16 protein-coding genes are annotated in these 18,721 nt (G+C 29.2%); 1 reads left to right on the top strand and 15 read right to left on the bottom strand.

Annotation, left to right across the window (positions count from 1 at the left end):
• Nucleotides 1-177 precede the first annotated feature (177 nt).
• The 13 genes from gap to tpiA form a co-directional block, all read right to left on the bottom strand.
• Nucleotides 178-1,179, bottom strand: a complete 1,002-nt coding sequence (gene gap / locus QPK10_RS04240; RefSeq protein WP_368486827.1) for a type I glyceraldehyde-3-phosphate dehydrogenase — start codon at nucleotides 1,177-1,179, stop codon at nucleotides 178-180.
• Between the two features lie 176 nt (nucleotides 1,180-1,355).
• Nucleotides 1,356-3,290 (bottom strand): ABC transporter permease, encoded by a 1,935-nt coding sequence (locus tag QPK10_RS04235; protein WP_368486777.1) that lies wholly within the window; start codon nucleotides 3,288-3,290, stop codon nucleotides 1,356-1,358.
• Nucleotides 3,268-4,215 (bottom strand): ABC transporter ATP-binding protein, encoded by a 948-nt coding sequence (locus QPK10_RS04230; RefSeq protein ID WP_368486776.1) that lies wholly within the window; start codon nucleotides 4,213-4,215, stop codon nucleotides 3,268-3,270. The genes QPK10_RS04235 and QPK10_RS04230 overlap by 23 nt, the downstream gene beginning before the upstream one ends.
• 74 nt (nucleotides 4,216-4,289) lie before the next feature.
• Nucleotides 4,290-4,856, bottom strand: coding sequence for a hypothetical protein (locus tag QPK10_RS04225; RefSeq protein WP_368486775.1), 567 nt, complete (start codon nucleotides 4,854-4,856; stop codon nucleotides 4,290-4,292).
• Nucleotides 4,857-5,014: 158 nt separating this feature from the next.
• A complete protein-coding gene (locus tag QPK10_RS04220; protein WP_368486774.1) occupies nucleotides 5,015-5,647 on the bottom strand; it encodes a hypothetical protein in 633 nt (210 codons plus the stop codon).
• Nucleotides 5,648-6,538: an ATP-binding protein gene (locus QPK10_RS04215; RefSeq protein ID WP_368486773.1), complete on the bottom strand. Its 891-nt coding sequence runs from the start codon at nucleotides 6,536-6,538 to the stop codon at nucleotides 5,648-5,650. It lies immediately after the preceding gene.
• An 18-nt stretch (nucleotides 6,539-6,556) separates the two neighbouring features.
• The gene (locus tag QPK10_RS04210) at nucleotides 6,557-7,816 is read right to left on the bottom strand and encodes a DnaD domain protein (protein WP_368486772.1); all 1,260 of its coding nucleotides are present in this window, start codon (nucleotides 7,814-7,816) and stop codon (nucleotides 6,557-6,559) included.
• 224 nt (nucleotides 7,817-8,040) lie between these two features.
• Entirely contained in the window at nucleotides 8,041-8,739 is a 699-nt protein-coding gene (locus tag QPK10_RS04205) for a folate family ECF transporter S component (protein WP_368486771.1), read from the bottom strand.
• Nucleotides 8,739-9,869 carry a folylpolyglutamate synthase/dihydrofolate synthase family protein gene (locus QPK10_RS04200; RefSeq protein ID WP_368486770.1) on the bottom strand — a complete coding sequence of 377 codons (1,131 nt, stop codon included), beginning with the start codon at nucleotides 9,867-9,869 and terminating at the stop codon, nucleotides 8,739-8,741. Before QPK10_RS04200 ends, QPK10_RS04205 begins: the two co-directional genes overlap by 1 nt.
• 8 nt (nucleotides 9,870-9,877) lie before the next feature.
• Nucleotides 9,878-12,718, bottom strand: a complete 2,841-nt coding sequence (uvrA, locus tag QPK10_RS04195; protein WP_368486769.1) for an excinuclease ABC subunit UvrA — start codon at nucleotides 12,716-12,718, stop codon at nucleotides 9,878-9,880.
• A gap of 134 nt (nucleotides 12,719-12,852) precedes the next feature.
• Entirely contained in the window at nucleotides 12,853-13,176 is a 324-nt protein-coding gene (locus QPK10_RS04190; protein ID WP_025317745.1) for a hypothetical protein, read from the bottom strand.
• A gap of 54 nt (nucleotides 13,177-13,230) precedes the next feature.
• Nucleotides 13,231-13,884 carry a hypothetical protein gene (locus QPK10_RS04185; RefSeq protein WP_368486768.1) on the bottom strand — a complete coding sequence of 218 codons (654 nt, stop codon included), beginning with the start codon at nucleotides 13,882-13,884 and terminating at the stop codon, nucleotides 13,231-13,233.
• Between the two features lie 90 nt (nucleotides 13,885-13,974).
• The gene (gene tpiA, locus QPK10_RS04180; RefSeq protein ID WP_368486767.1) at nucleotides 13,975-14,712 is read right to left on the bottom strand and encodes a triose-phosphate isomerase; all 738 of its coding nucleotides are present in this window, start codon (nucleotides 14,710-14,712) and stop codon (nucleotides 13,975-13,977) included.
• Between the two features lie 148 nt (nucleotides 14,713-14,860).
• Here tpiA and QPK10_RS04175 point away from each other — a divergent pair, with 148 nt between their 5' ends.
• Nucleotides 14,861-15,217, top strand: a complete 357-nt coding sequence (locus QPK10_RS04175; RefSeq protein ID WP_368486766.1) for a rhodanese-like domain-containing protein — start codon at nucleotides 14,861-14,863, stop codon at nucleotides 15,215-15,217.
• Here QPK10_RS04175 and whiA read toward each other — a convergent pair whose 3' ends face one another.
• Entirely contained in the window at nucleotides 15,218-16,153 is a 936-nt protein-coding gene (gene whiA / locus QPK10_RS04170) for a DNA-binding protein WhiA (RefSeq protein WP_368486765.1), read from the bottom strand.
• Between the two features lie 29 nt (nucleotides 16,154-16,182).
• Entirely contained in the window at nucleotides 16,183-18,573 is a 2,391-nt protein-coding gene (gene secA / locus QPK10_RS04165) for a preprotein translocase subunit SecA (RefSeq protein WP_368486764.1), read from the bottom strand.
• Nucleotides 18,574-18,721: the final 148 nt, after the last annotated feature.

Genomic DNA, 18,721 nt, shown 5'->3' with positions numbered 1-18,721 from the left:
TAATTATAATACATTTTATTTATTAACAAAGTATTTTTTTGTGTAATATTTTCTGATTATAGATAATTTTTACCATTTTTTGGATATAAAAAAGATTTGAAAAAGATAAACCTTTTGAATAATAAAAAGCAAATAAAAAATACTAAGGTTATCCTTAGTATTTTTTTAATTTAACAATTATAATGATCCAAAGTAAACTACTGTTCTTACCATTTGTGATACGTATGACATTTCATTATCATATCATGAGTATACTTTTACTAATTGTTTTCCATCAACTTCAACAATTTTTGTTAATGTTGCATCAAAGATTGAACCATGTGATTCTCCAATAATATCGGTTGAAACAATTGGTTGTGTGTTGTATCCTAATGTTTCTGAAGCAGCAGCTTTCATTGCATTATTAATTTCATCAATTGTTACATTTTTTTTCAATTCAACAGCTAAGTCAACAATTGATCCTGTAATTGTTGGCACACGTAATGCCATTCCATCTAATTTACCTTTTAATTGTGGTAAAACTAAGGCCACAGCAGCAGCAGCTCCTGTTTTAGTTGGCACAATGTTAGCAAAAGCAGCACGAGCTCTACGAACATCATCATGTGCTAAGTCTAATAATCTTTGGTCATTTGTAACCGCATGCACTGTTGTCATGTATCCTTTTTCAATTCCAAATTTTTCATCTAAAACTTTCGCAACAGGGGCTAAACAGTTAGTTGTACAACTTGCTCCTGAAATAATTGTGTCATCTTTAGTTAAATCTTTGTGGTTTACATTATAAACAATTGTTTTAATTCCTTCACCTTTAGCTGGGGCTGAAATCATAACTTTTTTTGCTCCGGCTTCTAAGTGTAATGAAGCACCAGCTTTATCAGCAAATCTTCCTGTTGATTCAATAACAACATCAATTCCTAATTTTCCTCATGGTAATGCTTTAGGATCTTTTTCTACACATACAATGATTTTTTTACCATCAACAATGATAGCTCCTTCTTCAGCTGAGATTTTTCCACTCATTCATTTACCATGTGCTGAGTCAAATTCTAATAATGTTGCTAATGTTTTAGCATTTGTTAAGTCATTAATAGCTACAATTTCAACATTTTTTTCTTCAAATAATTTTCTAAAAGCTAAACGTCCAATACGTCCAAATCCATTAATTGCGATTTTTGTCATAATTTGTCTCTCCTCTATTCTATTTCCTAGTAATAAATAATATCTAGTCTGTTATTCATCCTCTATTCTTGCACTATAAAATAACGCTAAATTCTGAATACATCCTTAAATTTATTTTACACCACCCTTACTATTTTACAATAAATATTTCAAAATAATTAATAATCTTAACCATTTTTTTAGTTTAAATTTTTACGATTATATATTCATAAATTAATGCCAAATAAACAACAACTAACTAAAAAATAAAATAAATATAAACCAACATAGTTAAGATAATATTGTCATTTTGTAGAGTCAATTATTCAATAACTACTATTTCATTTTAAAACTGTCCCGGTTGATAAATTAATTGTTGGGACACTAAAACTACTTACTAAACCAGGCTGAACTTGAATATTAATTGAAGTAAGTGGTGCTAAGATATAACCAGGATGATTAAACATCATTGCTCACTGTCCTCAAACATTTAAACTATTCATAATCATCATTGCTTTATTGTATTGTGTTAAATAAGTTAACTCTTTTTCACTTGCGGTTTGAGGAGATAATTTAATAAATTGTGATTCAACAACATCACTAATAATTTTAATATAATTAATTAAATTAACAATTTCACCAGATAAATATAATGTTTCTCCATATTTACTAAAACTATTTAGCAAAATATTAGCTAAACTAGCCGCTACTTTGATACCATTAGGATCAACTGCATTTTGCAGTTCAGATTTAAAACTATCAGTATAGTTAATAATTGACCACATAATATTTTTAAGAATATTATGTTGGAATTCAAAAGAACCACTTCTTGTGAGATAAATATTAATAATTTCTGTTAAACTTAGAACCTTATCTTGAGGATAAATTTTATAGTAACTATTTAATAAATCATAAATATCTGAATTTTTAGTTGCTAGGCTATGTAAACTAGCATTTGTAAAATTTTCTCCACCCTTTTGGTGGGTAGTAATTTTAAAATTAAAATTTTTATTATCCATTGCTAAATTAAAAAGATTGCGAAAACCATTAAAATTATTTTTATCCAAAAGGTTACTATTTGCAGCCAAACCCGCAATGGGATAAATCTGATCTACTGATATTTTAAAAAGCATATTATCTAATAATTTCTGAAGATCACTACTTTGTCATTTAATATTAAATTCATCATTACAATATAATAATTTAGACGTTAATTGACAAGTTCCTAATAATTTATTACTAATATTTAAAAACTGATATTCATTAGTTGGGGTAAAAGTAATTTCACTAATTTTATAATTAGGATCATGCAATCACATGATTCGACTATCTAAACTATCATCACCTAAATTACCAATTAGGGGCGCAAAAGTATAGTGTCCTTCAAATAATAAATATGCCTCATATAAAAAATCCTGGTAGTTAATTTTCTGCTTAAGATATTTTTTATTTTCTAAATTAGAATTATAGGAATCATAAAGCTCTGTTAACCCGGTAATATTGCTTCCTTTGTTTTGAAAAACAGCAAACGGAATCACAAAGGAAAAGACACTGGTTAACATTAAAATACTAGTTAAAAATCAAATTGCCTTACTAGTAAGAAGATATGTTAATAAAATTGTTAAGTTAGTTATGCAACAATAAAAAATTATTAAGGCTAAAAAACAATATCCAATTTTATGGAAAAGATATGAACCTACCCCCGAAGGGCTTACGCCTCCAAAAATTAGCAGGGGAATAATACATGTTAGCAAAATAAGTGTCAAATAAAAAACCAATAAACTAAACATTTTTTGACAATAATTATTAGTTCGCGATAAAGCCAAACTTGTAAACAAAGCATAAGTATCATTTTCATATTCAACTTTAAAATACTCAATTGTTTTAATTACCAAAATTAATAATAAGATGGCTCCATAAACAATTCAATAAAACCCTAGTCACGTTTCAACTAATTGGTTATTTTTAACGTGGGAACTAGTACTTTCTAATTTTAAAGAACTTACAACAAAAAAGATAATGGAAACTACTAATAAAATTAAAAACATTAAATAAGTTAGAAAACTTTTAAACATTAATTTTAATAAAAAAGATGATAAATTAAAGTGTTTTTTAGTTCACTGTTTGATGTTCATTAGAGAAAACATATTGTTCATATAAATTTTCTAAACTTATTTGTTCTTTTATAATTTCTTCAAAATTAATATTTAATTTTAATAAATAACTAATAACCGTTTTTGCTGTTTGGAAATTATGATTAAATTTAACTAAGTACTTATAATCTGATATCTTGTCAATAATTTCTAGATGATTATTTTGTAGAATTGTTAAAGTATCACTTATTATTTCTAGTGCGTCATTTTTATTAAAAGTGATAATTCAATTATTACTTTGTTCTTTAATAAAATGTCCAGTATATTTAACCTCTGAGTAAGCTAAAATTGTAATATCATCAATGATATTTTCCAATTCAGACAAGATATGCGAACAAATTAAAATTGTTTTTCCTCTTAATTTTAATTGGTTAATAATTTCATAAATTTCTTTCCGGGCGGTGGGATCTAAATTAGCAGTTGGTTCATCTAAAATAATTATTTGGGGGTTATTCATAAGACCAATGGCAATCATATATTTTTTCTTCATCCCACTGGAAAACTTATTGGGATCTTTGGCACCAAAAGCAGTTAAATTCATTTGTTCCATTAATTTTTGAGCTTGAATTTTACTTTCTTGCTTACTATAACCACATAAAATCCCAAATTGAATTAAAAAAGGTAAGGCTTTAATATTACGATAAAAATTAGTTTTTTCAGGAATATAACAAATTTGTTGTAAATGCTGAAAATCAGTATTTTTAAAACTATCAATGTACACTTGACCAGTGGTTGGTTTTAAAATATCTAATAAAATCTTAATACAAGTTGTTTTACCACTACCATTGGGTCCAATTAAACCATGAATAGTATTTTTAGCAACTTTAAAATTACAATTATTTAAAGCACAAAATTTTTTGAACTTTTTTGAAATATCATTAAATTCAATTGCATACTCTTTGTCCATTATGTTCTCCCTTCTCAATAAAGTTAACCAAAATAGATGCTAAATTAATAATTTAGCATCTATAACTGACTACATTAATCAGTAACTAAAACATTATAAATTTTGTTTGAATCAAACGGTCCATCAATTTCAATTCCATCAACATAATATGCTTCACTTTCCTGATACCAAGATCCACCGCTTTTTCATTCGGCATAAGTTCTTCCTTCTAAACGAATAAATAAGCCATTTGTCGCAGCTGAATTACGAAATCATTCCTTAGAATTATTAATATCTCATTTAACAAAATCTTTAAAATAATTAGTAATGGCATTAATTCCGACCTGTTGTTTATCTCCTCACACTTCGGGATCTTTGGCATCATTTAATAATACATTTCATTCATTAATAAAATAGTTAATCTCTTCCATATCCTGGTCTTTTAATGCTCTTAAAAAATATTTAGCATCATGTCAACTAATATGTAGTTGAATATAACTATATGATTCCTTTCAATAATTGTGTGATTCAAATTTATTTGAAACATCAGCAATTGTTACTGTTTCAACTTTTGAATCACTGCCGTCTTGTTTAATTAGCGAAGCACTAAGAGTTGATATTCCAATGACGAAGGCATTTAAAATTCCTAAAAATTTTGTCATTTTTTTATTCTCCTAGTGAATAGATACCTATTCTTTAAAATATTAGCATTGAAAAAAATAAAAAACAAGAAAAATAATCTATAATGAAAAATTAATAATATAAAAAATCTTGCTTCTTATTCATAAGATTTTATGAATTAGAAGCAAGATTGAAATGATTAATCTTTATCAATATTTATAAAAGTGTCTTGGTCAACCGGAATGCTCTCTTCATACATAATAGGATCACCATATAAATCTAAAGCAATTGTTTCAAAACTTACTAATGATTGGGCTTGGGTTAGTTTATCAAATAAAGGCATTTCCGCCAAATATTCCTGGGCCATTTCATTTAGTTCGTTAGTTAACACGGGCAATGATTTATGTTGTAATAAACTAAATGATGATAATAAACTACGGTATTCTAAACTATCTTTTGCCCCCGCACCATTTGCTTTTAAAAACTCATCTAACACATCTTGCTTTTGCTGTTTAATTTCTTGAAATTTTTCTTCGGAAATATAATGTTTTTGAATAAACGCATCCTTATCAGCTGTTCATTCATTTAAAAACAAAATCCGGTGTAAATCTCGCTCAAAACATTCAAATTTAAACTTATCATCGGGATCAGGTTTATCATAATCAAATCAATAATTTTTAATTAAGTATTCTTGGTGATCACGAGCAAGGAACTTGATTCCCTGACCTCTTTCATACCAATATTTTAGAATATCTAAGTATTTAATTTCACAAAACTGGTTATTTTGATTAAAACATTTTACTTGATATTTATTAAAATCATAAGTTAACATTTATTCTTCCATTCCTCTTCTACTATTTCCCAATAATTCAATTTCACTAGCTAAACCCCGAATGCGATCAACAATCCGCAAGGCTTTAATTTGGTTCGTGGCACTATCATGTAAATCATTTTTAATATTACCATATAATAAGATTAATTTTGTTAAGTTAAAGTTTGAGGTGAAAAACACTGGTTTATTTCGACTAATCCGATCATTTAAAATTCGGAACAATAAATCATCACGCACTCAACTCGAAACGCTTTCCCCCCCAATGTCATCTAAAAATAAAACATCCGAGTTTAATAACTTTTCAACTAAAGAAGAATCATTGACAGATAAATTAAAGGATGCTTTGACTTTATTAATCAAATTAATAACAGAAATAAAAGCAATTTTTTTTCCATTATTAGCAAGTGTATTTGCTAAACGAATTGCTAAATAAGTTTTCCCAACCCCGGGATTACCATAAATATATAATCCTTTTTTACGGGTTCCTTTGACAAATTTAATCATTTGCTCAACAATTTTTTTTAAATTTTTAAAATTAAGATCCTGGTCAACATCGTTTAACCGTAATTTAAATAATTCCTCACTAAAATCATAAACTAGATAGTTATTTTTAACCCGGTGAAGTTCATTATAAGCAATCCGGTGGTTACATTCAACCCGGGTCAAAACTAACATATTATTTTCATAAATAAAATAATATTTATAACCTTGAAAGGATTGGGGACAAAGTGCTAAATTAGGATTATATTCACAAAGGTGATAGTTATCAAGATATTCAATAAAAAGATCTTGAAACTGTTGCCAGTGTTTTTGGTCAAAATTAATATCTTTTAAATTTTGAATTAATTCGGCATTTGCTCTAATTTTTGCTAATAATCCTGCTTGTCCCATTATTCCCTAACCTAATTCCTATAAATTTTTTAATTCCTCAATTAATTGCTTCTCATCAATTTTTTCTCCTGAAAAATCTGGTTTTGATTGTTCATATAATTGTACATAATCCAAATTTTTGATTTCACTCGCCTTTAAGTCCTGACTAAAACTACGGGTCGCTTGACTATTTGTTTTAATGGCATTTTTGGTTGTTTTTGCCCGTTGGCTTTTAACATATGCTTCTTTTAAATGATCCATTGCTTTTTTAACCGTGGTAATTTTTAACTGATTAAAAGTATTTGCAATTTTTTCACAATAACTTCGTTCAATTCGTTTATTATTCTTAAATCAGACATATTCAATTAAGCAATTAACAACGCCATTTTTTAACTGATAATTCAAAATTAAATCCCGAATAATATCAATTTCAATCGGTGTTGGTCGTACATTATCTCGCAATAATGTTAAATATTCAATTGGGTCAATTGTGGCCATTTCCTTAATTTTAGCTTCCTTCATACTAGATGGGCTAACAACATTTTCTTCATCAATAATTAAGTTTAACTGTTCGCCGTTAACTTGTTTTTTCAAAGTCTCTTTTTGGTAAAAATCTGATAATAACATTTGGAATTTATGATAACTAAAAATTCTTGTTTTGTTTTCAACACTGATTGCTTGATAAATAAAGTTAGCAATATCTTTTGTTAAAATATGATAATAATTTGCTAATTGAACAATCTTGTCCTTGTAAGGTAAATATAATTTACTGTTGGCGTTTTTACCAGCCAAATACTTATCAATATAAATAAAATCAATATTTAACAAAAGATTAGGATTTTGCAAGGCTGTTGATTCACTAGTAATATCAATATATTTATCATTTTTTAAAAACTTATCCTTAATTAATAAGAAATTTTGATGTCCTAATTTATCCGATAAGTAACTACATAACACCGGATTTGAAAAGAAAGCATCAGGTGTAATGGGAAGCTGGGGTTTTAAAATATAATGGGTTCCCTTTTCCCGCTTTAAAACTTTCAATAAGCCAATTGTTTCCAATTGATGTTTTGCTTTAATTAATTCATCATATGTCATTTGTAAGATTGCTAAGAAATGTTCTGAGCCATACTTAGTGTTGATATCTAATTCAATGTCATCATATACTAACATTAAATATAGGGCATGAGCCTGGTGCCCAATAATTGGACGATACAAATATAATACAATTAAACGATCATAATTTGTTAAGTCGTAGTCTCGTTTTACTAGATACGTAACTTCTGATTCTATCTTCATACTCTTAAATTCTCCACTATTCTGTTAATTTCACTTATTTAATATTTTAATGACACATTTTATAAATTAATTCACAATCCATTCTAATCTTACAAATTAATTAAAAAAGTGTAAATATTAAATTAACAATTTTATTTTATTTATGACTTATCCACATCTAAAAAAAGAATATTATGAGTATTTATGAGATATTTTTAAGTTTTACACATATCAACAATTTTTAACTATTGTTGATTTAACTTTTGTTTTCGGAAATTAAAGTAGTTTAAATTAAGTTCTCCTGTCCGAATCACCCATAAATCTAAGTTATGGCGTAGCATAATTAGTTTGTACATTACCACAAATGATGATAAGGTAATTGGTAAGTATATTACCATTTCAATTGGCATTTTAATTAATTTTGCTTGAAAAATTGGTCAAGCAATAATTTGAGTTCAGCCAATTGCATATAACCATAAGGTATTTAGACCAAATGAAATTAAACTAAAAGTTAGGAGATATAAAATAACTGCTTTTCAATATCATGCTTTATTACTACGGAAAATAAACACTAAACTACCCATAAAGCCATATAAAACAACATTAAAAGTAAATCCTAAGTGGAAACTTCCCGCAATATTAATTAATGATCCAATTAAATCAGCGGCAATTCCCGATAAAACACCCATAAAAGGGCCAAATAACATCCCAATGACAAAAATTAAAAAGTTACCTAAAGCTAATTTAATAACTCCCACGCCGGCAATTGAAATATTATATCCAATAAAATTAGTTAATACGGTTGATAAGGCTACAAGCATACTACTTACGGTAATTACTAAAATATTAATTTTCCGAATATTTTTACGATCTAATCAACTGGCAAGGCCAAAAAAAGTAGCAATCAAAACCCCCGCCCCAAAACTTGTTAAAATATAAAACATTATTTTCACGTCCTTTCTAAATAAAAACTATAAACCAGCGGAATAAAATATAATGATCCACACACCAAAATATTTTTATCCTGATTTTGAATAATAAATTTTTTTCAATTATAAACTTTATTGTTAAAATTAACATCTTTAAGATTTCAGGCCAACGGATGCTTAAATGTTGTAATATATAACTTACTATTAAAATGGTTTTTTAGTAATTTTAAATTTTCAAGATAATTTTTTTTACTAGAAGAAGCAAATAAAACAAGCGTTTCTTTATCATTATCAATATCTAAAATATCAAACGTTTGAATTAAGGCGTTAATCCCTTCGGGATTGTGAGCACCATCAATAATAAAATAAGGATTTTTATTTAAAATCGTAAATCGACCTAATAACGGAATAATTTTAAAAATTTCATAATTAATTGTTAATTTTAAAAATTCCATAATTTTAATAACTAATCCAACATTATATTGTTGATAGTAATTAATTGCTTTCAAATATTTATCACTAATAATAATTTGTTCTTTATTAACATATTTACTAATAGTTTTTAAATATTTCTTACAGCTATTTGAAATAATTAAAGGGTTATTATTTTTAAGAATTTGTACTTTATTCGCAATAATTTCTTCAAGTGTGGTTCCTAATACTTCAGTATGATCAAAACCAATTGATGTTAACGCTACTAATAATTGGTTTGCAAAAACATTTGTCGCATCACGAACACCACCAATGCCTGCTTCAATAATCGCAATTTTAACATCTTTCTCAATGAAATAAAGAATCGCCATTAATGTTCAAATTTCAAAAAAAGTTAAGTGGTAAGTTTGAACATCAGGGTGAATCTTTTTTAGTAACCTTTTTAAATCATCATCACTAATATAATCATTATTAACTTTAATTCGCTCATTATGATTTAAAAACGCGGGGGATGTGAAAAGGCCCACTTGCTCATAATGGGGAATTAGTTGCTTTTGTAAATAATTCGAAGTTGAACCCTTTCCATTAGTTCCAACGATATTAATTACCTTAATTTTGTTTTGAATATTATCATATTTTTCAGCTAGTAACTTACTGAGCTGATATTCATCTTGAAACGGTTGCGCTTTAACAATTTTCTTCTGTACTTTCATTTTCTCTCTTATTTCTCCAACATTTTTTGCAAATATTTCGCGGTATAACTAACATCAGTTTTTTTGGCAACTTGTTCGGGGGTACCAGTAGCCACAACTTGGCCCCCACCAACCCCACCGTTTGGTCCTAAATCAATAATATAATCAGCAACTTTAATAACATCTAAATTATGTTCAATCGTAACAACCGTATCGCCATTATCGACAATCCGGTTTAAAACTTTTAGTAATCTTTTAACATCATCAATATGTAAACCAGTGGTTGGTTCATCTAATAGAAATAATGTTTTTCCAGTTGCTCTTTTTAATAAAAAGGTTGATAATTTTACCCGTTGGGCTTCCCCCCCGGATAATTCTGTTGCGGATTGACCTAATTTAATATACCCTAAACCAACTTCTTGCATTGTGGTTAATTTTTGTTTAATTTTTGGTTGTTTTTCAAAAAAGACACATGCTTGGTCAACGGTCATTTCCAACACATCATAAATATTTTTTTCTTTGTATTTTACCATTAAAGTTTCATCATTATAACGTTTTCCTTCACACACTTCACACTGCACAAAAACTGTCGGTAAAAAGTGCATTGAAATTTTAATAATCCCATCACCTTGACAGTTTTCACATCGCCCACCAGGGACATTAAATGAAAACCTTCCTTTTAAATAACCACGGGCTTTGGCTTCTGGCGTTCCGGCAAATAAATCTCGAATATCATCAAAAACAGAAGTATAAGTGGCTGGGTTACTGCGGGGTGTTTTCCCAATTGGATCTTGTGAAATATTAATAACTTTATCAATATTATCAATTCCAACAATTTTATCATGGGCACCCGGACGTTCAGTTAAATTACCAAGGTTCTTTTTAATTCCTTTTCATAAAATTTCATTCATTAAAGTTGATTTTCCGCTTCCTGAAACACCAGTTAAACAAATAAATTTATTTAAGGGAATCGTCACATTAATATTTTTTAAATTATTTTCCCGAGCTCCTTTAATTTCTAAAGTAAGACCATTGCCGCCCCGACGGGTTTTCGGAACTTCAATCGTTTCTTCTCCTTTTAAATATTTCCCAGTAATTGATTCAGGGTTAGCCATAATATCATCAACAGTACCAATCGCAACGACTTGGCCACCATTAATTCCTGCAGCGGGACCAATATCAACAATATAGTCACTAGCCATAATGGTATCTTCGTCATGTTCAACTACAATTAAGGTATTTCCTAAATCACGTAAACTTTTTAAAGTATCAATTAGCATGTCATTATCCCGTTGGTGTAAACCAATAGAAGGTTCATCTAACACATATAAAACTCCCGTTAGTTGACTCCCAATTTGGGTTGCTAAACGAATCCGCTGGGCTTCCCCCCCGGATAAAGTTTGGGCATTTCTTGACAATGTTAAATAACTAAGTCCAACCCGGTTCAAGAAATCAAGGCGGTTAACTAATTCATTAATAATTAACCGGGCAATTTCTTGTTGGGTTTCCGTTAAGCTTAGGTTTAAAACAAATTGTAGTTCATCTTCCACTGATAAATCAGTAAAATCAGCAATATTTAAATTATTAATTTTAACTGCTAAGGGCAGTTCATTTAACCGTTTTCCTTGACAAGTAGTACATTTTTTATCAGCCATAAATTGTTTATAGTATTCACGAGCTAATTCACTAGTTGTTTCGGTATAACGCCGCTCAATTAACTGGCCAATTCCTTCAATATAATCATATCCGCGCATAGTATTTCCACTAGCAGTGCGAATGTTATATTCAATTGGTTCATCACTACCACGAATTAAATATTGTAGTTGTTCTCGGGGTAAGTCTTCAATTGGTTGGTCTAACGGAATATGGTAGTGATTAGCTAATACTTTAAATTTTTGTCATTCAATATTAGTTGTATTAACAATATTTTTTAAATAAACAATTCCTCCCTGTAAAATTGTTAAACGCCGATTCGGAATCAATAACTCTTCATCAACTTCTAATTTAACTCCTAAACCTTTACATTCATAACAAGCACCGGTTGGGGAGTTAAATGAAAATAATCGCGGTTCTAACTCAGGAATTACAAAACCACAAATACTACATGAATAATTGGTTGAAAATAATAATTCTTTGTTGTGATCAAGCAAATCAATTTTAACTAACGAATCGCCATATTTTAAAGCAATCTCAATGGCATCATGAATCCGGCTAATCATATCTTCATTATCGCGAAAAACAATTCGATCAATAACAATATCAATATTTTGACGTTTATTTTTATCTAATTCAATTTCATCATCTAAGGATTTAATTTCATCATTAACCTTAACTCGTAAAAAGCTTTCTTGTTTTAATCGTAAAAAGAGATCTTTAAAACTTCCCTTTTTATCACGAACAATTGGGGATAAAATCATTAGTTTATCATCTGTTTTTACTTGTTGTTTTAAATTATTAATAATTTCTTTAATTGTCACGGATTTAATAACTCCGTGGCCATTAATACAATAAGGGGTTCCTACCCGGGCATATAATAATCTTAAGTAATCATAAATTTCTGTCACAGTTCCCACCGTACTGCGGGGATTATGACTAGTTGTTTTTTGATCAATCGAAATGGCCGGGGATAATCCTTCAATAGCATCAACATCGGGTTTTTCATTGCCTCCTAAAAACTGGCGGGCATAACTAGACAAACTTTCAATATATCGTCGTCGTCCTTCGGCATAAATTGTATTAAATGCTAAGGAAGATTTTCCGCTTCCTGATAATCCAGTAAAAACAACTAATTTATTTTTGGGAATTTCAACATTGATGTTTTTTAAATTATTTTCCCGGGCCCCTTTAACAATTATTTTATCTTTGCTCATTTTTGATAGTTCTCCTCTTATAAACTCATTCTATCTAATATTGTAATATAGAAAGTTAATTAAATAAATATTTTTTAAAAATAAAAATCCGAAAAGAAAAAAGAGTTATCAACTGAACACTCTTTTTTGTTATTTTATTTTAATTCTTTTTTCATTTCTGATACTTTGGTATCAATATATTGACTATAACTACTTACCAGTTTTTCATCACCTTCTAAGTAAAATAGAATTTTCATGATTTTATCTTCTAAATCAGTTAATTCTTCATCATCTTTATAAATTTCAATAAAATAAATTTCGACTAGTTGCTCGGCAATTTCTTCATTCGCAACTGATTGTTCATAATAGTTATTATAATTTGCTTCATTAAGAATTTCACCTAAAAATGAATCAAACAATTTCTCATCGTTCATTTTTAGCTTAATTTCCTGTAATAATTGGATTAATTCTGGTTTCATTATATATCCCTCCGTATTTTCTAAATATGATATATATTTAATTTTACTATACTTTTAGAAATTTGTCTTGTTTAATTGATTATATCTTTCTAAATAGTTATTACGACTGGTAATTGTTGTTTCAACCTGGTTATTAAGAACCATAATTTTATCCTGGTAAATTTCTTTATTGGTGTTTAATGGTTTAATCAGTTGTAAAACAATTAATTGTAATCGTAAAACCAATTCAGTAGAATCAAGTAATGTAATAGTATTAACTAATAACTTTTGATAGTTATAACCAACAACTGAATTATTTTCTGAACCAACTAATTTTGTTTTATTTTTAATAATTGTCCGGTTCAAGCGTTCATATTCTTCATCAAAATAATTCCGTGTCATAAATTCTTCAATTTCGCTTTCAAATTCGCCAGGGTCTTTGTCTTCACGGCGATGAAAAACACTTCTTTTATCCCCACTGGCATAACCTTTCCCAACTAAATTAGATAAATCCGTTGTGAGATCAATATTATCTTCTAATTTTGCTTTTAAAACATACATCATTCTTAAAACATAACCTGCAAATTTGCGATTATTATCATCATTAAAATCATAATACTTTAAAATATCCAAACAAATCATAATATTATTTTGTAAACTCGGGATTTTATAAGTATTATAAATATTAGTTAATTCATCAATTAAAAATGATACTTTAATAGTTTCCATTCCTGTGACCACCTATGTTACTTTAATTTTATCATAATTTAAACAAAATAAAATTGCTATTTTCCAATAGCAATTTTATTAGTTAACTTATTATTTTACTAAACTCAAAAATGAACTAGGTTCTAAACTAGCACCACCAACTAAAGCACCATCAATATCAGTTTGACTTAATAATTCTTTAATATTATCTGGTTTAACACTACCCCCATATTGAATCCGAACATCATTTGCAACAACATCATCATATAAGCTAGCTATTTTATCACGAATTACCCGACAAACATCTTGGGCAATTTGTGCAGTGGCAGTTTTCCCGGTTCCAATAGCTCAAATTGGTTCATAAGCAATAACAATTGTTTTAACATCTTCTTCATTAATACCTGCTAAAGCTTTTTCAATTTGACGAGTAACAACTTCATTTGTTTGTTTCTTTTCATACTGAGCTAAGGTTTCCCCACAACAAATAATTGGGACCATTCCTTTCGCTAATAGTTTTTTTGCTTTTTTATTAACAGTTTCATCTGTTTCATTAAACATTTCCCGGCGTTCAGAGTGACCAATAATAACATGTGTAATGTTTAAATCTTGTAGCATTTCAACTGAGATTTCCCCGGTAAAGGCCCCTTGACTTTCAAAATGACAGTTTTGGGCTGCAATAATTAAATTTTTTGCGTTTTCTTTCGCAACCCCTAAACTTGTAAAAGGCACTCCCACTCCGGCTTCCACTGCGATTCCAGCAACTTCTTTATCAACTGCTTGAATAAAATCAACAGTTTCTCCCACTGTTTTATGCATTTTTCAATTTCCAATAATAATTGGTTTTCTCATTGTTTACCATCTCTTTCTATATTATTTTTAAATAACATTTTAATTATATACTCATCATATTATTAAAGTAAATAACTTAATTTATTATTCCCATTTTTATTAATTCTAAATGCTATAATAATATTAATTAGAAATGGAGGATGCTTGGATGTTTTTTAGTTCTTTTCAGATGAAATATAATACTAAACAATTAAAAAAATTACCTAAAATTATTGTTGCTCCAAAATGACTAGTAGTTGACGTGCGACCAAAAGAAGATTGAAAGGAAAGCCATGTTATTAACAGCATCAATGTTCCCCACCATTTATTTAAATTACTTTATCATAAAAAAATTGATAAAAATAAAAAAATCTTGTTTATTTCCCAAGGGGGGCACAGTCACTTAGATTTATATAAATTATTACGAAAACATAATTTTAAAGTTTATATTCTTGATGGAGGCTGAAAAAAATTACATGAAACTCCTGAATATGATGAATATCTAACTTATTCTCCGATTGATTAATTATTTTAAATTTTCATAATATATTTTTTTAATTTCCCGGAATAAGTGGTTTACCCCTGATTTTGATAATTCTAAATTATACTTATCATATAAAAGATCAGATAATTCTTGCAAAGATGATTCTGGATTAGCAAGCCGTTGATACGCTAATTTTTTAGTATTTTCGTTAAGTTCATCAAAAAGATTATGATCAACTAAATAGTTAATCATCATCACTTGCTCAATTCCGGCCTTCGTTGATTTTTGTTGATTAGAAATTTCAATATTATTTAGACGATTAATACTATTAGTCATATCCCGTGAAATTCTGGTGTCTTCAAAGGCTAAGACACTATTAATTGCATCAATCAACTTTAAAAAATCAGAAACCAAAAAAGATTTCTTAATATAACAGACATATTTATCATGGCGCTTAGTGATTTTAAATAAAAAACGGTATTTACTTAATAATTTTTTAAAATATAACGCTGAAGGTTCTTCACTAAACTGAACTTCTAAATGGTAGTTGCTAGTATCCGGTGAATTAACGCTTCCACAAGCAACAAAAATTCCAGCAATATAAGCTCGTTGGCAATGCTCTTCTCAATCATCAGGAATTTCAATAATTTTTTGGTGGTGAGCAAAATCATAAACATGTAATGCCTCTAAAATATAACGAGTATTTTTTTTAATTTTTAAAATAAATGTTTTATGTTTTTTTAATTTATTTGATTGCACTATAATAGTTTCAATTTCAGCATCAAAAGAATGGCGAAAAAAAGTATATATTGCTCGAATAACTGGGTTGCTAATTGAACTAACTTCAAAATTAAAATAATGGTCACTAATATTTAATTTCATATTATATTTAGTGAATCCTCCCAGAAAAGCTTTCTGACAGCAAGGCGCAAATGATTTTTTAACAACTTCCTCTTTCACACTTAGAGCAAAACTCATTTTACCACCCCTTTACAATAATTTTGATACTAACCTTTTTGTTTAAATTCACGAACTTCTTGTTCTGAATCATTTAACGGGTCAACTTGCGCTTGATTTTCAACGCGGCGAATTACAACATTAGCTAACTTAATAACAACATCATGGGCAATTGTTAATTGCATATGTTCAAACAATTTAGCTGCTTCTTCAACATAAGCATGTAATGGGTTAGTTTGGGCATAACTACGCAAATAAATTCCGCTTCGTAATTTTGAAGCTTGGTCAATATGTTGGGTTCAATATTCATCAAAAGCCATGATGATTACGCCCCGTTCAATTTGGGTCATCACATCAGCGGGAACATCTTCTGTTCTTTTTAAATAAAACTCATACATTTTTTCACTAATTAACTTAGCAACTTCTTGACGGTTTAATTTTTCCAAATCTGCTTTCGTAATTGAATTTTCAATAACAACCTTTCCATTAATTCCTTTAATTAAATCATCGTAGCGAATAAACCACTCCCCATGTGATTCATTCCCAAACATTCTGGTTAAATCGTACGCAGCAGAATATTGCATTTTTTTTATAATTGGTTTTAAATCACTAGCAGTTAAAATTTGATCTCGGCGAGCATACATCGCTTCGCGGTGTTGGGCCAAAACATTATCATAATCTAAAATATTTTTTCGCTGATCAAAGTTCATTCCCTCAACTTTTTTTTGGGCATTTGAAATTGCTCTTGTTAACATTCGTGATTGAATAAAGTCACTACCTAAACGGCCAAAAATTTTTCTTAACCGTTCACCGCCAAAACGGAGCATTAATTCATCATCCATCGCCACATAAAATCTTGAAAAACCAGGATCCCCTTGCCGACCTGAACGTCCACGTAACTGGTTATCAATTCTTCGGGCTTCATTTCGTTCAACACCAAAAACAGCTAATCCGCCTAACTCGACAACACCATCGCCAAGTTTAATATCGGTTCCCCGTCCAGCCATATTGGTAGCTAAGGTAATTGCTCCTTTGACACCAGCCTTAGCAATAATGTCCGCTTCACGCTCATGGTTTTTCGCATTTAACATTTCAAATTTTAAATTAGCATTTTTTAAATAGTGTGAAACAATTTCAGAAGATTCTACCGAAGTTGTCCCAATTAAAATTGGTTGGCCCTTTTCATGCAAGGTTAAAATTTCTGCCATTAAAGCCTTCATTTTAGCATCACGATTAGCAAACATGTAATCTGGTTCATCTTTCCGAATTACTGGTTTATTAGTGGGAATCTGGACAACTCGCATATTATAAATTTTAATAAATTCTTCTTCTTCTGTTTTTGCAGTCCCCGTCATCCCACTTAATTTATTATATAGTCGGAAAAAGTTTTGGTAAGTAATGGTTGCCATTGTGACAGTTTCTTGTTCAATATTAACATTTTCTTTTGCTTGAATAGCTTGGTGTAACCCATCACTATATGCTCTCCCGGGCATTAACCGTCCTGTAAATTGATCAACTAACACAATTTCACCATTCTGAACAACATATTCGACCCCGTTTTTAAAGACAAAATTAGCTTTTAAGGCATTTAAAATTAAATGGTATAATTCAGTATTTTGAATATCAAACAATGAATTAATTGAAAACATTTTTTCAGCTTTGGTAATTCCATCAGGGGTTAGATAAACTTGTTTAGTTTCTAAATCAATTTCCACATCATCATCTTTTTTCAATGATTTGGCAAATTGATCAGCAGCCATATACTGCGGAGTACGGTTTTTTCTTCCTCCTGAAATAATCAATGGTGTTCGTGATTCATCAATTAAAATAGAGTCAGCTTCATCAATAATTGCAAAATTTAGACCTCGTTGAACTTTATCACCATATTCTTTCACCATATTATCACGTAAATAATCAAATCCTAATTCAGCATTCGTTGTATAAGTAACATCACAACTATAAGCAGCACGTTTTTCATTTTTATTACCACTACGCAAATTTAATCCAACGGTTAAACCTAAGAAATTTAAAACTTGGCCATTAATTTCCGAGTCCCGTTTTGATAAGTACTCATTAACAGTAATAACATGAACTCCCTTACCATCTAACGCATTTAAGTAGGTTGGCATTAAGGCTGTTAAAGTTTTTCCTTCTCCGGTTTTCATCTCACCAACATCACCTTCGTGGAGAACAATTCCTCCGATTAATTGCACTCGATACGCGTGTAAACCTAAGATTCGGCGCGCTGCTTCCCGCGCAACTGCAAAAGCATCAATTAATAAATCATCTAATGTTTCACCTTCTGATAATCTTTTTTTAAACTCTGCTGTTTTTGCTTGTAATTGTTCATCTGACAATGCTTGCATCGCACTATCCATTGCCATAATCCGATCAGCTTTTTTACCATGTTTTTTGACAATTCTTTTATCACTTGCCGCCATTGTATTTCTCCTTTTTCCTTTTTAAATAAAACATTCATATTTATTCTATCATAATTTTTCCAGACCATTAGAATTAATATGCTGTTCAGTAAGAAAATAGGCAATATTATCGGCAAATAAAAAGCAAAGAGGAATTTCTTTGCTAAAT

The organism is Spiroplasma sp. DGKH1, from assembly GCF_040940205.1.
Taxonomy (GTDB): domain Bacteria; phylum Bacillota_I; class Bacilli_A; order Mycoplasmatales; family Mycoplasmataceae; genus Spiroplasma.
This window is presented reverse-complemented; position numbering and strand designations above follow the sequence as displayed.